The organism is Polaromonas eurypsychrophila, assembly GCF_014641715.1.
Lineage (GTDB): Bacteria > Pseudomonadota > Gammaproteobacteria > Burkholderiales > Burkholderiaceae_C > Polaromonas > Polaromonas eurypsychrophila.
The window spans coordinates 68,545-85,323 of record NZ_BMIG01000009.1; the positions used below are offsets into that span (position 1 = coordinate 68,545).

Below are 16,779 nucleotides of genomic sequence, written 5' to 3' on the forward strand. Positions count from 1 at the left end.
CGGAACCCGACGATGACTGCGCCGACCATGAGCACGATGGAACGAATCCTGCGTTTGATGGCCGATAAAAAGGCCTCCGACGTCTATCTGTCGGCACATTCTCCGGCCCTGATCAAGATCAACGGAGAGGCGATCCCGATCAACAACCAGGTGCTGCCGCCCGACGCGCCACGCAACCTGCTTGCCGAGGTGCTGCCACCCGAAAAAATCGAGGAACTGGAGGAGCTTGGCGAGCTCAACATGGCGTTTCCGCTGGCCGGCGTCGGCAACTTCCGCATCAGCGGCTTCAGGCAACGCAGCACCTACGCAGCCGTGATCCGCTATGTGCCCAATGAGATTCCCCGGCTTGACAGCCTGAACGTGCCGCCCATCTTGAGCGAGCTGATCATGGAAAAACGCGGCCTGCTGCTGATGGTCGGCTCCACCGGCGCCGGCAAAAGCACCACGCTGGCTTCCATGATGGACCACCGCAATGCGACCCAACCAGGTCACATCCTGACCATCGAAGACCCGGTCGAATTCTTGTTCACCAACAAGAAGTCGGTGGTGAACCAGCGCGAGGTTGGCAGCGACACCCAATCGCTGCAGGTGGCGCTGAAAAACGCGCTGCGCCAGGCACCCGACGTCATCCTGATCGGTGAGATTCGTGACCGTGAAACCATGTCCGCTGCGATCGCCTATGCGCAGTCCGGCCACCTCTGCCTGGCCACCATGCATGCCAACAACAGCTACCAGGCGCTCAACCGTATCCTGAGCTTTTACCCGGTCGAAGTGCGCAGCACCATGCTGGGCGACCTGGGCGCAGCCATGAAGGCCATCGTCTCGCAGCGCCTGTTGCGCACCCAGGCCGGCGGCCGCGCGCCGGCCGTGGAAGTGATGCTCAACACCAAACTGATTTCCGAGCTGATCGAAAAAGGTGACTTTTCCGGTGTCAAGGAAGCCATGGAAAAATCCATGGCCGAAGGCTCGCAGACTTTCGAGCAGGACATCGCCAAACTGATCGTCAACGGAACTGTCACGCGAAAGGAAGGCATTCTGTACGCCGACTCCCCGACCAACCTGATGTGGCGTCTGGAAAACGATTTTTCCGTGGCTGCCAAAGCGGCCGAGCCGCAAGAGGATCCGGACGACGAGCCTTCGTTCACCGAGATCACTTTGGATGTGAAACACTGAAGATGTCCAGAACGCTTCAGCTCGCCGAGCAACTGATTTCGCGCCCCTCCGTCACGCCCGACGATGCGGGCTGCCAGGCCATCCTCACCGCGCGGCTGCAGTCGCTCGGCTTTGAATGCGAGACCATCATCAGCGGGCCCGACCACTTCCGCGTCACCAATTTGTGGGCAAAGTTTAAAGGCTTCAGACCTGTAGCCCATACCAGTCTTGCGCAGACAGCTCCCGATTTGATAGCAAACGGAGTGCCCCGGACGTTGGTCTTCGCTGGCCATACTGACGTGGTGCCAACCGGCCCGCTCGAACAATGGACCAGCCCGCCCTTCACACCCAGTCACCGAGACGGCGTGTTGTACGGCCGCGGCGCCGCCGACATGAAACCCTCGATTGCGGCCATGGTGGTCGCCGTCGAGGAGTTTTTGGCGGCCAAGCCGCAACCGAATCTGTCCATCGCCTTCCTGATCACCAGCGACGAGGAAGGCCCTTCCGTGGACGGCACGGCCGTCGTGGTGCAGCAGCTCAAGGCGCGCGGCGAGGTGCTGGATTACTGCATCGTCGGCGAGCCGACCTCGGTGGACCGGCTCGGCGACATGATCAAAAACGGCCGGCGCGGCACCCTCAGCGGCAAGCTGAGCGTCAAGGGTGTGCAGGGCCACATCGCCTACCCGCATCTGGCCGACAACCCCATCCACCGCTTTGCACCCGCCCTGGCCGAGTTGGTGGCCACAGAATGGGACAAGGGCAACGAATTTTTCCCGGCCACCAGCTGGCAAGTCTCGAATGTGCACGGCGGCACCGGCGCGTCCAACATCATCCCCGGTGAACTCGTGGTGGACTTCAACTTCCGTTTTTCGACCGAATCGACGGCCGACGACTTGAAAATGCGGTTGGAAGCCATCCTGCAGAAACACCGGCTCGACTACGCCCTGAAATGGACACTGGGCGGCCAGTCCTTTCTGACCACACCGGGCGAGCTGGTGCAAGCAATCAGTGAATCCATCAAGGCCCAGACCGGCGTGGTCACCGAACTGTCCACCACCGGCGGCACCAGCGACGGGCGTTTCATCGCCAGCATTTGCCCGCAACTGATTGAGTTCGGACCGATCAACGCCTCCATCCACAAGATCGACGAAAACGTGCGGGTCGATACGCTGGACCCGCTGAAAAACATCTACAAAGGCGTGCTGGAGCGCCTCGCCGCGCTGTGAGTCCTGCGCAGCCGACGACCGTCATCGCACTGGTCGAATACTGGGCCGACCGACTCGAATCGGCCGGCCTCACGCAGGCTGACGGCTTTGGCCAGGGCACGCTGACGGCCTTTGACGAAGCCGCGTGGCTGGTGTTGTGGTCGCTGGGACTGCCGCTGGACGAGCTCGATGAAGAGGAGAACACCTCTGTCACCCCCGCCGATGCTGAAAAAGTTGCTCTCCTTCTGGAAGCACGCATCAACACCCGCAAGCCCGCCGCCTACCTGACGCGCGAAGCCTGGTTGCAGGGTGTGCCTTTTTACGTCGATGAACGCGTGATCATTCCGCGTTCACTGATTGCAGAGCTGCTGGTTGATGAAAGCATAGACCCCTGGCTCAGCGAGCCGAGCGCCGCGCCGGGCCGCCCCCAGCAAGCGAACGCCCCCTCGGGGGGCAGCGCAGCACACGGAGTGGCAAGCGTGGGGGCTCCAGTTTTTCGCGTGCTGGACCTGTGCACCGGCAACGGCAGCCTGGCCATTCTGGCGGCCATGGCGTATCCGGACGTGGCCGTCGATGCCGCCGACATCAGCACCGACGCGCTGGCTGTGGCCCGCATCAATGTAGACGTCCATGGGTTGCAATCACGCATCACGCTGATCGAATCTGACGGCCTGGCTGCCTGCCCCGGCCCCTATGACCTGATTCTGTGCAATCCGCCCTATGTCAACGCGGCCACCATGGCCGCGCTGCCGGCCGAATTCAGGGCTGAACCGGCGCTGGCGCTGGCCGGCGGCGAAGACGGCATGGACTTCATCAGAAGCCTTTTTCTAAACGCCGCCCGCCATATGAGCGAAAATGCGGTTTTGGTGCTGGAAATCGGCAACGAGCGCGAGAATTTTGAACGCGTCTTTCCCGGGCTGGAGCCCCTGTGGTTCGAGACCAGCGCAGGCCCTGACCAGGTATTACTGCTCACCCGCCAGCAACTGGCCTGAAACCTGCATCCTGGCTTCCACGGCTGTGAATGCCGAACAATTTGTCTGTTTTAAATGATTACCCTTAAAAATGTGGTGCTGCGTCGCGGCGCCAAAGTGATTCTCGACAGCGCGTCTGTCAGCATGAACCCCGGTGAAAAAATCGGCCTGGTGGGGCGCAACGGCGCGGGCAAGTCCTCGTTGTTTGCCATGCTCAATGGCACGCTTCACGAAGACGGCGGGGAGTTTTACATCCCCGCGCAATGGCGTATGGCGCAGGTCGCCCAGGACATGCCAGAGACCGAACAAAGCGCCACAAGTTACGTGATCGAAGGCGATGTGGTGCTGTTGGCCGCGCAGGCTGAGGTCGATGCGTCCGAGGCCAGCGGCGACGGCGACCGCATGGCCCATGCCTACATGGACTTGTACGACTCCGGCGCCCATGACGCGCAGGCGCGTGCACAGGCCCTGATCCTCGGTCTGGGCTTCAAGGTTAGCGAACTCGACAACCCGGTCAACAGCTTTTCGGGCGGCTGGCGCATGCGGCTGCAATTGGCGCGCGCGCTGATGTGCCCGTCCGACCTGCTGCTGCTCGACGAGCCGACCAATCACCTGGACCTGGACGCCCTGGTCTGGCTCGAAGCCTGGCTGCAGCGCTACCAGGGCACCATGCTGGTCATCAGCCATGACCGCGAGTTTCTCGACGCCGTGACCGACGTCACGGTGCATATCGAACGCGCCAAACTCACGCGTTATGGCGGCAACTACAGCAAGTTTGAAGACCTGCGCGCCGAACAGATGGCGCTGCAGCAAGGCGCGTATTCCAAGCAGCAGGACAAGATTGCCCACCTGCAAAAGTTCATCGCGCGTTTCAAGGCTAAGGCCAGCAAAGCCAAGCAGGCACAAAGCCGGGTCAAAGCGCTGGACCGCATGGAGAAAATCGCGCCGCTGCTGGCCGAAGCCGACTTCACCTTCGAGTTCAAGGAACCGGCGAACCTGCCCAACCCCATGCTCTCAATGCAGAACGCGTATTTCGGCTATCCGCCGCCGGAAGACGCGCCTGAAGGCACGCCGCCCACCACCATCGTGCAAAACGTCAGCAAGTCGGTGCTGGCTGGCCAGCGCATCGGCATCCTGGGCGCCAACGGCCAGGGCAAGTCAACACTGGTCAAGACCATTGCGCGGGCCCTGGCCCCCATCAGTGGTGAGATGACCGAAGGCAAGGGCCTGAATATCGGCTACTTCGCCCAGCAGGAGCTCGACGTGTTACGCCCGGTCGACAATCCGCTGGAGCACATGATCCGCCTGGTCAAGGAAGTCACCGCCGCCGGCAAGATGGGCAACCAGCCGACGCGCGAGCAGGACTTGCGCAGCTTTTTGGGCAATTTCAACTTCAGCGGCGACATGGTCAAGCAATCAGTCGGCAGCATGAGCGGCGGCGAAAAAGCCCGGCTGGTGCTCTGCATGATCGTCTGGCAGCGCCCCAACCTCTTGCTGCTTGATGAGCCAACCAACCACCTGGACCTGGCCACGCGCGAAGCGTTGTCAATGGCGCTTAACGAATTTGAAGGCACGGTCATGCTGGTCAGCCACGACCGCGCCTTGTTGCGTGCGGTGTGTGACGAGTTCTGGATGGTGTCCCAGGGCGGTGTGGCGCCGTTTGACGGTGACTTGGACGACTACCAGAAGTATTTGCTGGATTACGCGAAGCGCCAGCGCGAAGAAGCCAAGAAGGCCGGCAGCACACCCGCTGCAGTGGCAGACGCCAGCAAATCAGTCGCTGCCAGCGCACAGCCGACGGCGGTTTCGGGCATTTCTGATACGAAGAAATCGGCCGATAAAAAAGGCGATGCCCAGCGCCGCCAGCAGCAATCGGACAGCACGAAGCCGCTGCGCAAGGAGCAGGAAAAGATTGACCAGCAAATGCAGGCCCTCAGCACCGAGCGTGACAAGCTGCAGGCAGGACTGGCCGGCAGCACCGCAGCCCTTGAGCTGGCCCAGACCGGCAAGCGCCTCAAAGCCATTGACAGCGAGCTGGGCACACTCGAAGAACGCTGGCTGGAGCTGACCGAGCAGATCGAAACGGCGGCGGCCTGACAGCGCTCGGCTTGCGTCGCGCACCTACACCGCTGCGCGGCATTTCGGGCTAAAGTGGCGCCATGCCTACCGCACTTCAAATGGCCTCTGACGACGCCGCCCTCGCTGCTGCCGTCACCCGTAGCCGAAAATTGCTGCACAAACGCGCTGTGGTGGCCGCGGCAGCCAGCGCTGTGCCGGTACCCGGCCTGGACTGGGCGGTCGATGCAGCCATGCTGTCGCGGCTGATCCCCGAGATCAACCGGGAGTTCGGCTTGACGCCGCAGCAACTCGACCAGCTTGATCCGAAAAAACGCGACCAGATTCAGAAAGCCGTCACCATGGTCGGCTCGGTGCTGATCGGCAAACTCATCAGCCGCGACCTGATCCTCAAGGCCGCCACCAAAATCGGCATGCGCCTGACCACCAAACAACTCGCCAAGTACGTGCCCTTCGCCGGCCAGATCGTTGCAGCCACGGTCGGTTATGCAGCGATTCGCTACCTCGGTGAGGAGCACATGAAGGACTGCATCCGCGTCGCGCGCGAGGCGCAGCTTGAGGTGCCCTTGCTCGGGTACTCGGCTTGAGCGCGGCGCGGCATAGCCAGGTGCCATACTGAAACGACAAAGAAAAAAGCGCCTGACTTTACAGTCAGGCGCTTTCAAATTTTGGTGGGGCCTGCGGGGGTCGAACCCACGACAAACGGATTAAAAGTCTCAAAATACCGGCTTTTGGCGCACTCCGGCGAACTGTCACCAGTTCTCAAGTACTTGATTTATATTAATTAATGTTCGCATAAGTCCGTTGACGTTCTTTCTCATTCGCGCTTAAACTGTCACCAGACTGTCACCGTGACAGCCAAACGGACTAAAAAATGAGCGCAGTAAAGACCATCGGACAAGTAATCAATGAGCTGATCCCCGGCAAGTTTGCCAACCTTGGAAAAGTCCTTCCAAGCGGATCACTTGAGGTCAGAAGGCTGAAAAGCAGGGCCGTTCTCTTTTACTGGCGCTCGACCATCGGCGGCAAGACTGAGCGCGTGACTATCGGCCATTACGATTCGGACGCATCGCCCAAAGCCCTAAAACCGACCATCAAGGGCTATTCAATCGCTGCTGCCATGCGGGCCGCTGAAACGCTGGCGCAAAAGCATCAGGACAATAAACCGGCGGGGGGCTACCCTGCCCTAGTCGCCGCCCAAAAGGAAAGCAAGCAAAAAGCCGCCGCTGACAAGCATGAGGCTGCAAAACAGACGCTGCAAAACCTGCTTAATGACTACTGCCACCACCTGGAGGCATTGGGCCGCGTGGCCTTCAAAGATGCCCGCTCGATTTTCAAGCTGCACGTTATCGAGGCATGGCCCAAAATTGCCGCCCTGCCTGCCAACGAGGTGACCGGCGAACAGATCGCCGACATGATGCGCCGCGTGTTGGAGCTTGGGAAAGGCCGCACGGCCAACAAACTGCGCTCCTACGTGAGAGCCGCCTACCAGACCGCCCGCGCCGCCCGCTCTAAGGCCAGCATCCCCGTGCACTTCAAGGCTTACAACGTGGTGACCAACCCCGCCGCCGATACCGAGCCGGACGAAAGCCAGAACAAGGCCGACAAAAACCCGCTGACAGTGGATCAATTACGCACCTACTGGAATGCCATCAAGGCCGCGCCAGGGTTCCGTGGTGCTGTCCTACGCCTGCACCTGCTGACTGGTGGGCAACGCATCGAACAACTGGTAAATCTGCTATCCAGCAACGTGACGGGCGATTCAATCCTGCTTTATGACGGCAAGGGCAGACCCGGCAAACCGCCGCGCCCGCATACGGTGCCACTGATCCAGACCGCTGCCGCCGCGTTGCTCGACTGCAAGCCGCAAGGACACTTTGCCCTATCCACTGACGGCGGGAAAACCCACTTAGGGGCCGTGACCCTGAGCGCCTGGGCCGTCGAAGCCGCCGCCGACATTCCCGACTTCCAAGCTAAGCGCATTCGTTCCGGCGTGGAAACGCTATTAGCCAGCGTAGGGGTTTCGACTGAGATTAGGGGCCGCTTGCAGTCGCACGGGATTGCTGGTGTGCAGGCCCGCCACTACGATGGCCACGACTATCTGGCAGAAAAGCGCAAGGCACTGGAGACGCTGCATAAGCTGCTGAACCAGAAGCCAGCCAGCAACGTGACACCGATAAAGAAACGCGCCTGACGAATCAGGCAACCGGCACCGCAGCGGCCTCTGCGGTAAGACGGATGGCTAGTCGTATCGAGCAACTAGCCACCCTAACCAAAAAAGAAAGCGAGTTCAATCATGGCTACTCAAATTATCACCCCGATATTTTGTGATGATCAAATTCGGGTAGAGAAAAAGTCGGGCGGGTTAGCGAATGGCTACACCAGAGAATGGGCCATCTACATCGTTCACGGACGCATGCAGACCCTTATTGACGCTGGATTGTGTGACCTGAGCCTCTTTCCAGAGGGCAATAAAAGAACTAAGGGCACTTTCTTTCGGGATGACCCAGAAAGACGTGATTCTTTCTGTACGACAAAAAAACGCAATGGTTATTTTGAGCTGGTTATAAGAGAACCCAAGGAGGCGCTTGCAAACAAGCTGGAGCTCCTGTTGAACAAGAACCAAAAAACTCGCGGACACCTGCGCCTTGTCTGGTCAGCACCTGTCTAAGCCACCGACGCGCCTACGGGCGTAGCCACAAAAAATGCAGAGGGCCGCAATCCATGATTATTGAGATGCACAGAGACGGTGATGGCGTTTGGATTTATCACGACATCACGCAAGCTGAAATATGTCTCACAGTGAATGCACTCACTGGATGGGAGATTACAGGTTTTGATGACTGGATAAATACCGATTCTCATTGGACAGATACCGAGTTTCAAGGCAAAGAAAATCGCAATGAGTTGATCCAACTACGGCACAGATTAACCCGGACGTTTCACGACTACCACCACGATAACTACGTCATTCAATTGGAGGCCGAACGGCTCTACGCTGTGGCGCAATGGATAGCGTCTCACATTGCCGGCTACAAACTGGCAAAACGTGCGCAGCCACTACTCGACCAACACGGCAAAAAAGAGCCAAAACTCAAGACAAAACTATATGAAGAATATGCCGCACTCCACCCCAGGAGCAACAAAATCGCAGTTGATGCATTGCGGCTTGCCTGCCCAATCGGCGATGGTGGGATGGCCCCATTCTTTTGGCGCGACCGCGACTTAATTGAACGCGAAACAGGCAAACGTATTGCCGTTTGTGAAATGATTTCACAGCTTCAAAAAGCACGTCAACGGATGAAAAATCGCGGCAAGTAGAAACATCAAAAAGACAGTGGGCCGAGCGTCTTAAGACAGTGGGCCGAGTGTCTTAATCAACAGGCCAAAACAGCTAGATTTCAGAGGGGGAAATTTTTAGACTGAGTGCACGGCGATTCGATGAGTAGTTCAACGAACACCGGCAAGCACGAAAGGCTAAAAGATGACACAGCTAGCATTCAGCATTCCCGAGTTTTTGGCACACTTCAAAGTGGGCCGCACCACCGCCTATCAAGAGATTGGAAGCGGCCGACTCCAAACCTATAAATGTGGTCGCCGCCGCTACATCAGCGCACACGCCGCCGCTGAATGGCAGCGCAAGCTGGAAGCTGAAACATCGGGCGCAACGCTTGATGAAGCCATCCGTAACCCTATCAGCGCGTGAGGTACGGCATGGCAAAACGTACCCCACAAAAGGCGATGGCCCCGACTGTTAGCGCAGTTGGAGCCATCCGGAAAAATCAAAAGCACCTGAAGTTTAGCGCAAAGTCCACCGCGACGGAAGCGCAGCGGGAACGAATTGTGCGGGCACTACGCCGCCGCCCGCAAACATCCTATGACCTGCGCCGCCTGGGCTGCTATCAAGCCCCTGCCCGTGTCAAGGAGCTACGCGACCGATTCGGCTACAGCATCACCACCGACCGGGTGACGCTGTACGACCGCGACGGCTTCGCGCACCCAAGGGCAGCGCTTTACACGCTGGTATCAGAGCCGAATGGCGAACGGCCGCAATAGCGGCAGGAAGGGCGACTCAGGGCGTGATTCAGGCGGGTTTGTAGCCCTGCCCTGGTCCGTGCTGGATTGCCCCGCCTATGCCCGCCTGAGCCATCCGGCGCGCTCTCTACTTTTTGAGCTGGCGCGGCAATTCGTGCGCGACAACAACGGGCGATTGCTGGCGTCCGCCGCCTACCTGTCCAAACGAGGATGGAAAAGCGCGGACGTGATTACACGGGCAAAGCGTGAGCTTATCGAAGCCGGTTTTATCCATGAGACGGTGAAGGGTCACCGCCCAAACAAAGCAAGCTGGTACGCCGTCACCTGGAGGGCTTTAGACAAGCTGCCCGGATATGACGCGGGCGCGCCTGAATTGTTTGAGCGTGGGGCCTACCAAAAAAACGCAACCCTTAGACCGTCTCACGGCGTAGAGAGGCCCCTTATTGCACCGTCTCACGGCGTAGTGATAGTCCCCCCTACACCGTCTCACGGCGCTATCAGGCCAGTTTTAGGGGTTCGCTCTACGCCGTCTCACGGAAACCATCTAGAGATGCCATCTACTGCCATTCAATCAACACACTGAAAGCAAACAATGACCACCTTCACCGATACCATCCCGCACCTGAACATTGAAGTTTTACCGGATGGCCTTATCCGACTTGAAAACGAAAGCATGGGCGACAGCTACGCCGTTGACATTCACTTGATCCAACTACAGCACATAGCCGAAAAGGTAGGGCTTGTCCGCAAAATGTCCGCATCCGAAGCGGACGCGATGCGGACGGTGATCGAACTACAGCGCAGGCTGCTGGCACTGAAGGACCGCATAGACCACCTGGGCGAATATCTGGCGCTGCACTCCGACCACCGACATGCAGACCTGAACTATGAAACCAACTACGCCACGGCGACCGCTGATATTTGCGATGCGTATTGCAGCGACTTCGGCAGTAACACTGTGACACCACCGAACGAGCAAAGCCAAGTAACGCCAGATAACGCCAGCGGTAACGCCGCTAGCGTTACCTCTCCGTTACCAAGTGCGCAATTTGATCTGGTGGCCTGACATGCAACACCTCAAACGCCTATGGCTGCGACTCTTTCCCGGTGGCCGTCGCGCCCTTGAAAAGCGACGCCTTGAAAGACTTTTGCGCGATTCCGGCCTGTCTAAATCTGAAGCCCTGGGCATTGTGCATCGGTACTTCAACGGCTGAAATTGGCGAACTTGCAACGCTCTTTTGTGCGTGCATGTTCGCCTCTGACTTAACCGCATTAGACCCCTTTCAATGTCTCGCACGCGCGGTTATACATGGGCTTATTACCAACCTGCCCACCGATTAAATGGGCAATCTCAAGAAAGCCCATTCCATGACCATCGCCGCAATCCGGGAACAACGCGCCACCAAAGTGGCAGACATGCGCCGCCTGCTGACCACCGCCGAGGGTGAAAAGCGCAGCCTCAACGCCGCCGAACAATCGGCCTTTGACGCCATCAAAACGCAAGTGCAAGACCTTGAAGGCCAGGAAGGCCGCGCACAATTCCTGGAAGACATGGAGCGCCGCGCCGAGGGTTCGCCAGTCGGTGACAAGTCATTTAACACGTTGCAGCGTGCCGTCAACGTGGTGGAAGTCATCCGCGCCCAAATGGAAGGCCGCTCGCTGTCTGGCGCTGCCCTTGAGTACAGCCAGGAAACCGAGCGCCGCACTGGCCGCAAGGCTGAGGGCTGCTTCGTGCCTATGGCTGCACTTGAAAAGCGTGTTAACACCACGACCAGCGCAGCTCAACTGGCTACCACCGAAAGCCGCCCTGACCAGTACATCGACACCCTGCGCAATTCGCTGCTGGCCCGCAAGCTGGGTGCGCGCGTCCTGTCCAACCTGACGGGCGCAATCACGGTTCCAAAGTACGGCACCGGCACCACGTCCGGCTGGGTTGCTGAAAACACCGCCCTGACGCCGGGTGACATGGCTTTTAGCGCCGTCACGCTGGCACCCAAGCATGCCGGCGGAATCTCGGAAATGAGCCGTGGACTTATCCAGAGTTCAAGCCCGGATATCGAGCAGCTCATTCGTGATGATCTTTCCGCCATGCTGGCAAAAGCCATTGATAGCGCCCTGATCATGGGAGGCGGCACCAACGAGCCGACCGGCGTATTGGCAACGGCTGGCATACAAACCGCCAATCTGGCCACCTTGTCATGGCCCAACATCGTGGTGATGCTGCAAAAATTGGAATTAGTGAACGCAACGCCAAACGCATGGTTGATGGGCACCAAGCCAAAAGCCAAACTCATGAGTATTTTGGACACGACCGGCCTGCCCGCAAAGTTCCTGGATAACGGTGTGATGGCCAATATCCCGGCCTTCTCCACCAATCAAGTAGCCGACAAGACCAGTGTTCTGGGCAAAGTGATCCTGGGTGACTGGAGCCAGGTGCTGCTTGGTATCTATTCCGAGCTGGATATTTTGGTCAACCCTTTCGCCGAAACCGCCTACAGCAAGGGCAACGTGCTTGTCCGCGCCATGAGCACGGTAGGCATTGCCGTTCGCCACCCTCAAGCATTCGTAGTCGCTGAAGACGTGGCTATCTAAGAAAGGTTGCGAATGTTGGAAATCCGCAGCCAAGGCACGCTGACTGCAAAGGGCAAAACCCTTTCAGGCTATGCGGCCGTCTTCAATTCTGAAGCCAACCTGGGCGACTTCCAAGAGTTGATCCGCCCTGGTGCTTTCGCCAAATCGCTGGCGACGGGTTCCAACGTTCGCGCCTTGTACCATCATCAAGGCGATGCACTGCTAGGCACTACCAAAGGCAATACGCTGCAACTTCGTGAAGACTCGCACGGGCTGGCCTTCACGCTGTCATTGCCCGATACAACTCATGGCCGTGATCTGGCCATCCTGGTGGATCGTGGCGACGTGTCGGGCTGCTCCTTTGGTTTCCGTGTTGCCCCTGGTGGCGACCGCTGGGAACAACGCGGTGCGCAGCTTGTCCGCGAGCTGCTTGCTGTGGATCTGATGGAAGTCACGCTGACCGCAGACCCGGCCTATCAAGATACGACCGTTGCCATGCGCAGCCGACCGCACCAACAAACCCACGTTGACCTTAACGCCCTCTGGCTTCAAACCGCATGAGCCTCATTACCCGCGCCCTGTCTGCCATCGGCCTGGAGCGCCGCTCCGTGTCCGGAGGTGACCCCTATTGGTCAAACTTCGCCAGCTTGCAAGGCGGGCCGGTAAACGCTGCCACCGCGCAAGGCGTGAGCGCCGTTTATGCGTGCGTGTCGGCAATCAGCGAGACAATCGCCAGCCTGCCGCTGGTCCTGTATCGGCGCGACGGTGAAGGCCGCAGCCCTGCCCCGGATCATTCGCTGTATCGCGTCCTTCACGACCAAGCCAACGAAAACCAGACCGCGCTGGAATTTAGGGAATGGATGCAAGCGGCCGTTTTGCTGCGTGGCAATGCCTTTGCGCGAATCATTCGCGGCAATGATGGCCAGGTGCGCGAACTGCTGCCCGTGTCGCCTGACCGGGTTACGGTGCTTCGCGTGGGCGACAAGATCGCCTATGACTACACCGACTTAAAGGGCGTGGTGCATCGCCTGCTGTCTGGTGAAGTCCTGCACCTACGCCACCGGGCCGGTGATGATGCGGTGCTGGGTGTAAGCCCTATCGCCGCCGCTAAAGGCGTGGTGGAACTGGCAATCAGTGAGCGGGATCATGGCAACGCAACATTTAAAAACGGGGCGCGGCTGTCCGGCATCCTGAAGTTTCCCCAAACACTGAAGGCCGAACAGCGCACCGCCCTTAAAAACTCCTGGGATAGCCAATATTCTGGAGGTGCCAACTCAGGCAAAACCGCCATCCTTGAATCTGGCGTGGAATATCAGACCGTCAGCATGACCCTAGAAGATGCTGAATGGATCGCCGCCCGCCAGTTCTCCGTGGAGGAAGTGGCCCGCCTGTTCCGCGTGCCGCCTACCGTCATCGGTGACTTGAGGCATGGCAACTACTCCAACAGCGTGGAGATGGCCCGCCAGTTTGTCACGCTGACCCTCAAGCGCCATATGGTGATGTGGGAACAGGCCATTGCGTCCAAGCTGCTGACCGAAGCCGGACGACGCACCTACTTTGCAGAACATGCCGTGGAAGGTTTGTTGCGTGGCGACAGCGTGAACCGAGCCGACTTTTACGACAAGGGCATTAGCTCCGGCTGGTTGCTGCCGTCCGAGGCCCGCCGCCTGGAGAACCTGCCCGTTATCGAAGGTATCGACAATGCCCAACGCAATCAAGCGGCATAAGCTGCCCATGCTTCAGCCGCGCCTGAAGGAGCTGCCACCGCGACTAAAGGTGCTCAGTAGCAGGACACTCAAGCAAAAGCAGGAAGCCAACGGGCGAACCCTTGCGCTCGACGGCGCGGCATGGCGCAAGCTGCGTGCATCGGTGCTTTCAAGTGAGCCACTATGCAGGCACTGCACCGCCCGAGGGTTGACCGTGATAGCGACCGACCTCGACCACCGGGACAACAACCCGGCAAACAATGATCTGATAAATCTGGTCCCGCTGTGCCATGAGTGCCACTCACGCAAGACAGCCAAGGACATGGGCCATAACGTGCGCATGGGCTGCGATATGCAGGGGATGCCACTAGACCATGACCACCCTTGGTTTAACGCGGCTCAGGCTGATCTGATGCGTACTGCTGGCCTTGACGGTGAAAAATCACCAGCAACCGAGGGGCCACAAACCGACTGGTTCCCCTCCGTTTCACCCTAACTGCAAAAGTCAGCCATGAAAATGACCGCCCGCCGCAAACGCTCAGACAGCATTACCGCCGCTGTGGCCGCTGCGCAGGCCGTGGCATTGGGACCGCTTGACCCGCCCGCCCATGTTGCATTGCGCACTGGTGACCGTCCTTTCTGGGATGCCATCGTTACCGCCCGCGCCCGTGATACCTGGACCGCTATCGACCTGACCACCGCCGCCAACTTGGCCAGGACGCAAGCCGACATTGAACGCCTGCAATCTGACCTTGATAAGTCTGGTTATGTGATCGAAGGTAAGGCCCATCCCGCCGCTGCGCTGGTGGAAACCTTGACCCGCCGATGTGTCGCATTATCCCGCGCCCTGCATGTTCATGCTCAGGCCACCGTGGGCCGCTCTGCTGACGCATCCAAAGCGCTGGCCAATGAAAAAAAAGCCGCCGCTGAAGATGATGACCTGATCCCGACCCTGCGCGTGGTGAAGTAATGAGCCGCGCCGCCCGCGTCATTGCCTTCATTGAACGGCACTGCCTGACGCCTGACGGCGCGCAAGTCGGTAAGCCGATGGTGCTGGCAGACTTTCAAAAAGAGTTCATTCGGGCCGTGTATGACAACCCGGCCGGCACGCGCCGCGCCATCCTGAGCGTGAGCCGGAAAAACGGCAAGTCCGGCCTGATCGCGGGCCTGCTGCTGTGCCACCTTGTCGGGCCTGAAGCGAAACAAAATAGCCAGCTTGTGAGCGGTGCCATGAGCCGGGATCAAGCCGCGCTTGTCTTCAATCTGGCCAGCAAAATGGTGCAGTTGTCGCCCGTCCTGTCCAGTATCGTGCGGATCGTGCCATCCGGCAAGCGCCTGCTGGGTTTGCCCTTGAACACGGAATATAGGGCGCTGGCTGCTGACGGCAAAACCGCCCACGGCCTAAGCCCTGTCTTTGCTGTGCTCGACGAAACCGGCCAGGTGCGCGGGCCGCAATCTGACTTTATCGACGCCATTACCACCAGCCAGGGCGCACACGCTGAGCCGCTGCTGATCGTCATATCGACGCAGGCCGCGAACGATGCCGACCTGTTATCGGTTTGGATTGACGACGCAAAAGACAGCAAAGACCCGCGCATCGTGTCGCATGTCTATCAAGCGCCTGCCGGTTGCGACCTCCTGGACGAAAGCGCATGGGCTGCGTCTAACCCGGCACTGGGCCAATTCCGCAGCCTGGACGATTTACGCGAACAATTGACGCAAGCGCAGCGCATGCCGAGCATGGAAAACACCGCACGCAATCTGCTGCTGAATCAGCGGGTATCGACGGTAAGCGCCTTCATAAGCCCGAACGTCTGGCAGTCCTGCGCTGGCCAGGTTCTGCCCTTTGGTGACGCGCCCGTCTGGTGTGGCCTGGACTTGTCGGCACGATGCGATTTAACCGCCCTTGTCATCATTGGCAAACTGGCTGGCGTGTGGCATGTAGTCCCGCATTTTTGGACGCCAGAGCAAGGTTTGATTGATCGCGCCAGGCGTGACCGTGCGCCCTATGACGTGTGGCACCGGCAAGGCTACTTGCACTCGACACCGGGCGCGACGGTTGACTATGAGTTTGTTGCCACCGACATGGCCGCGATTCTGTCCGGCCTGAACGTGCAGGCCGTGGCCTATGACCGCTGGCGCATCGACCTGATGAAAAAAGAACTGGACAAAATCGGCTCCGACGTACCGCTAGTTCCTCACGGCCAGGGTTTCCGCGATATGGCACCAGCCCTGGACGGCCTGGAGGCAGAACTACTAAATGCCCGCGTGGCGCATGGTGGGCACCCTGTCCTAGCCATGTGTGCAGCTAATGCCATCGTGGTGAAAGACCCAGCGGGAGGCCGCAAGCTGGATAAGTCCAAGGCTACCGGACGCATAGACGGCCTGCAAGCGATGGCCCAAGCCTTTGGCGTAGCTGCGCTGTCTGTAGAGCAATCGGAGGTTTACGCCGATGGCGCTTTCACTTTTGTTTAACCCGTGCCTGCCGGGCCGCATGAGCGGATATTGCAGGACAAGGATTATTCGGGCCGTGCCTTGCATTCCAAAACCCCGAAACGCCAGCGGCATGGGACGCCGGGACTAATTACCCGCTGCACTTTCACTCGTGCGCGGCTGGCACCTATTTATTGAAGGACTGACATGGCCGCGAGTACATCGCAGCCGCAGCCGCCGTGTCCGAAGTCACAACTCGCATACGCCTGCGTTACCGGCCAGGCATCACGCCAGCCGACCGCGTGAACCATGAAGCTACGCTGTACGGTATCGCCGGCTTGATCGACTACAAAAGCGCAAACCGTGAGCTGATTTTGATGTGTCGCGGGTGATCCTGTCACCAGCTAGAAAACTGTCACCAGACTGTCACCAGCACCAGAAACAAAAAAGCCCGCTATCTTTTCAGTAGCGGGCTTTCTATAGCCAATAAGGCGTATTTGGTGGGGCCTGCGGGGGTCGAACCCACGACAAACGGATTAAAAGTCCGCTGCTCTACCAACTGAGCTAAGGCCCCAAGGAGTAGCTTTCGATACTTCCCGGTTTTTGCTGCAGCGTGTGCAGCAAAGCCTT

At 59.0% G+C, this 16,779-nt stretch carries 19 protein-coding genes, 1 tRNA gene and 1 pseudogene; 19 read left to right on the forward strand and 2 right to left on the reverse strand.

Annotated elements, in window-relative coordinates; all coding sequences use genetic code 11:
* Positions 1-27 precede the first annotated feature (27 nt).
* From IEX16_RS12985 to IEX16_RS13040, 12 genes are all read left to right on the forward strand, one after another.
* The gene (locus IEX16_RS12985; protein ID WP_188709015.1) at positions 28-1,173 is read left to right on the forward strand and encodes a PilT/PilU family type 4a pilus ATPase; all 1,146 of its coding nucleotides are present in this window, start codon (positions 28-30) and stop codon (positions 1,171-1,173) included.
* Between the two features lie 2 nt (positions 1,174-1,175).
* Positions 1,176-2,378 carry a succinyl-diaminopimelate desuccinylase gene (gene dapE / locus IEX16_RS12990; RefSeq protein WP_188708911.1) on the forward strand — a complete coding sequence of 401 codons (1,203 nt, stop codon included), beginning with the start codon at positions 1,176-1,178 and terminating at the stop codon, positions 2,376-2,378.
* Positions 2,375-3,349, forward strand: a complete 975-nt coding sequence (locus IEX16_RS12995) for a HemK family protein methyltransferase (protein ID WP_188708912.1) — start codon at positions 2,375-2,377, stop codon at positions 3,347-3,349. The genes dapE and IEX16_RS12995 overlap by 4 nt, the downstream gene beginning before the upstream one ends.
* A gap of 54 nt (positions 3,350-3,403) precedes the next feature.
* Positions 3,404-5,425, forward strand: a complete 2,022-nt coding sequence (locus tag IEX16_RS13000) for an ABC-F family ATP-binding cassette domain-containing protein (protein WP_188708913.1) — start codon at positions 3,404-3,406, stop codon at positions 5,423-5,425.
* Positions 5,426-5,487: 62 nt separating this feature from the next.
* A complete protein-coding gene (locus IEX16_RS13005; RefSeq protein WP_188708914.1) occupies positions 5,488-5,991 on the forward strand; it encodes a hypothetical protein in 504 nt (167 codons plus the stop codon).
* A 287-nt stretch (positions 5,992-6,278) separates the two neighbouring features.
* Complete coding sequence (locus IEX16_RS13010; RefSeq protein WP_229676331.1) at positions 6,279-7,598, forward strand: tyrosine-type recombinase/integrase; 1,320 nt, start codon at positions 6,279-6,281, stop codon at positions 7,596-7,598.
* Positions 7,599-7,700: 102 nt separating this feature from the next.
* Positions 7,701-8,075, forward strand: coding sequence for a hypothetical protein (locus tag IEX16_RS13015; protein ID WP_188708915.1), 375 nt, complete (start codon positions 7,701-7,703; stop codon positions 8,073-8,075).
* Positions 8,076-8,128: 53 nt separating this feature from the next.
* On the forward strand, positions 8,129-8,725 hold the full coding sequence (locus tag IEX16_RS13020; protein ID WP_188708916.1) for a hypothetical protein: 597 nt from the start codon (positions 8,129-8,131) through the stop codon (positions 8,723-8,725).
* A 163-nt stretch (positions 8,726-8,888) separates the two neighbouring features.
* Positions 8,889-9,110 (forward strand): helix-turn-helix domain-containing protein, encoded by a 222-nt coding sequence (locus tag IEX16_RS13025; RefSeq protein WP_188708917.1) that lies wholly within the window; start codon positions 8,889-8,891, stop codon positions 9,108-9,110.
* Between the two features lie 8 nt (positions 9,111-9,118).
* A complete protein-coding gene (locus IEX16_RS13030) occupies positions 9,119-9,460 on the forward strand; it encodes a helix-turn-helix domain-containing protein (RefSeq protein WP_188708918.1) in 342 nt (113 codons plus the stop codon).
* A gap of 571 nt (positions 9,461-10,031) precedes the next feature.
* Entirely contained in the window at positions 10,032-10,505 is a 474-nt protein-coding gene (locus IEX16_RS13035) for a hypothetical protein (protein ID WP_188708919.1), read from the forward strand.
* Between the two features lies 1 nt (position 10,506).
* Positions 10,507-10,653 (forward strand): hypothetical protein, encoded by a 147-nt coding sequence (locus IEX16_RS13040; RefSeq protein WP_188708920.1) that lies wholly within the window; start codon positions 10,507-10,509, stop codon positions 10,651-10,653.
* A 58-nt stretch (positions 10,654-10,711) separates the two neighbouring features.
* On the opposite strand, the gene IEX16_RS20040 is transcribed toward IEX16_RS13040, so the two are convergent.
* The gene (locus tag IEX16_RS20040) at positions 10,712-10,942 is read right to left on the reverse strand and encodes a hypothetical protein (RefSeq protein ID WP_229676346.1); all 231 of its coding nucleotides are present in this window, start codon (positions 10,940-10,942) and stop codon (positions 10,712-10,714) included.
* Here IEX16_RS20040 and IEX16_RS13045 point away from each other — a divergent pair.
* The 7 genes and pseudogenes from IEX16_RS13045 to IEX16_RS13075 form a co-directional block, all read left to right on the forward strand.
* The gene (locus tag IEX16_RS13045; RefSeq protein WP_229676342.1) at positions 10,856-12,031 is read left to right on the forward strand and encodes a phage major capsid protein; all 1,176 of its coding nucleotides are present in this window, start codon (positions 10,856-10,858) and stop codon (positions 12,029-12,031) included. The two genes, IEX16_RS20040 and IEX16_RS13045, sit on opposite strands and share 87 nt — an antisense overlap.
* A 12-nt stretch (positions 12,032-12,043) precedes the next feature.
* Positions 12,044-12,571, forward strand: coding sequence for an HK97 family phage prohead protease (locus IEX16_RS13050; RefSeq protein ID WP_188708922.1), 528 nt, complete (start codon positions 12,044-12,046; stop codon positions 12,569-12,571).
* The gene (locus tag IEX16_RS13055; protein ID WP_188708923.1) at positions 12,568-13,737 is read left to right on the forward strand and encodes a phage portal protein; all 1,170 of its coding nucleotides are present in this window, start codon (positions 12,568-12,570) and stop codon (positions 13,735-13,737) included. The genes IEX16_RS13050 and IEX16_RS13055 overlap by 4 nt, the downstream gene beginning before the upstream one ends.
* Positions 13,712-14,212 (forward strand): HNH endonuclease signature motif containing protein, encoded by a 501-nt coding sequence (locus IEX16_RS13060; RefSeq protein ID WP_188708924.1) that lies wholly within the window; start codon positions 13,712-13,714, stop codon positions 14,210-14,212. The genes IEX16_RS13055 and IEX16_RS13060 overlap by 26 nt, the downstream gene beginning before the upstream one ends.
* A gap of 15 nt (positions 14,213-14,227) precedes the next feature.
* Positions 14,228-14,686 carry a phage terminase small subunit, hendrixvirinae-type gene (locus IEX16_RS13065; RefSeq protein WP_188708925.1) on the forward strand — a complete coding sequence of 153 codons (459 nt, stop codon included), beginning with the start codon at positions 14,228-14,230 and terminating at the stop codon, positions 14,684-14,686.
* Positions 14,686-16,191 carry a terminase large subunit gene (locus tag IEX16_RS13070; RefSeq protein ID WP_188708926.1) on the forward strand — a complete coding sequence of 502 codons (1,506 nt, stop codon included), beginning with the start codon at positions 14,686-14,688 and terminating at the stop codon, positions 16,189-16,191. The genes IEX16_RS13065 and IEX16_RS13070 overlap by 1 nt, the downstream gene beginning before the upstream one ends.
* Positions 16,192-16,367: 176 nt before the next feature.
* A pseudogene (locus IEX16_RS13075) lies at positions 16,368-16,541 on the forward strand (phage head closure protein); the annotation flags it as partial.
* A 106-nt stretch (positions 16,542-16,647) separates the two neighbouring features.
* On the opposite strand, the gene IEX16_RS13080 reads toward IEX16_RS13075, so the two are convergent.
* Positions 16,648-16,723: transfer RNA gene (locus IEX16_RS13080), tRNA-Lys, on the reverse strand.
* Positions 16,724-16,779: the final 56 nt, after the last annotated feature.

Bases quoted from the DNA above. Each gene is read 5' to 3' on its own strand.
- IEX16_RS12985 (WP_188709015.1), top strand. From the start codon at position 28: ATGAGCACGATGGAACGAATCCTGCGTTTGATGGCCGATAAAAAGGCC.
- dapE (WP_188708911.1), top strand. From the start codon at position 1,176: ATGTCCAGAACGCTTCAGCTCGCCGAGCAACTGATTTCGCGCCCCTCC.
- IEX16_RS13000 (WP_188708913.1), top strand. From the start codon at position 3,404: ATGATTACCCTTAAAAATGTGGTGCTGCGTCGCGGCGCCAAAGTGATT.
- IEX16_RS13005 (WP_188708914.1), top strand. From the start codon at position 5,488: ATGCCTACCGCACTTCAAATGGCCTCTGACGACGCCGCCCTCGCTGCT.
- IEX16_RS13010 (WP_229676331.1), top strand. From the start codon at position 6,279: ATGAGCGCAGTAAAGACCATCGGACAAGTAATCAATGAGCTGATCCCC.
- IEX16_RS13015 (WP_188708915.1), top strand. From the start codon at position 7,701: ATGGCTACTCAAATTATCACCCCGATATTTTGTGATGATCAAATTCGG.
- IEX16_RS13020 (WP_188708916.1), top strand. From the start codon at position 8,129: ATGATTATTGAGATGCACAGAGACGGTGATGGCGTTTGGATTTATCAC.
- IEX16_RS13025 (WP_188708917.1), top strand. From the start codon at position 8,889: ATGACACAGCTAGCATTCAGCATTCCCGAGTTTTTGGCACACTTCAAA.
- IEX16_RS13030 (WP_188708918.1), top strand. From the start codon at position 9,119: ATGGCAAAACGTACCCCACAAAAGGCGATGGCCCCGACTGTTAGCGCA.
- IEX16_RS13035 (WP_188708919.1), top strand. From the start codon at position 10,032: ATGACCACCTTCACCGATACCATCCCGCACCTGAACATTGAAGTTTTA.
- IEX16_RS13040 (WP_188708920.1), top strand. From the start codon at position 10,507: ATGCAACACCTCAAACGCCTATGGCTGCGACTCTTTCCCGGTGGCCGT.
- IEX16_RS13045 (WP_229676342.1), top strand. From the start codon at position 10,856: ATGCGCCGCCTGCTGACCACCGCCGAGGGTGAAAAGCGCAGCCTCAAC.
- IEX16_RS13050 (WP_188708922.1), top strand. From the start codon at position 12,044: ATGTTGGAAATCCGCAGCCAAGGCACGCTGACTGCAAAGGGCAAAACC.
- IEX16_RS13055 (WP_188708923.1), top strand. From the start codon at position 12,568: ATGAGCCTCATTACCCGCGCCCTGTCTGCCATCGGCCTGGAGCGCCGC.
- IEX16_RS13060 (WP_188708924.1), top strand. From the start codon at position 13,712: ATGCCCAACGCAATCAAGCGGCATAAGCTGCCCATGCTTCAGCCGCGC.
- IEX16_RS13065 (WP_188708925.1), top strand. From the start codon at position 14,228: ATGAAAATGACCGCCCGCCGCAAACGCTCAGACAGCATTACCGCCGCT.
- IEX16_RS13070 (WP_188708926.1), top strand. From the start codon at position 14,686: ATGAGCCGCGCCGCCCGCGTCATTGCCTTCATTGAACGGCACTGCCTG.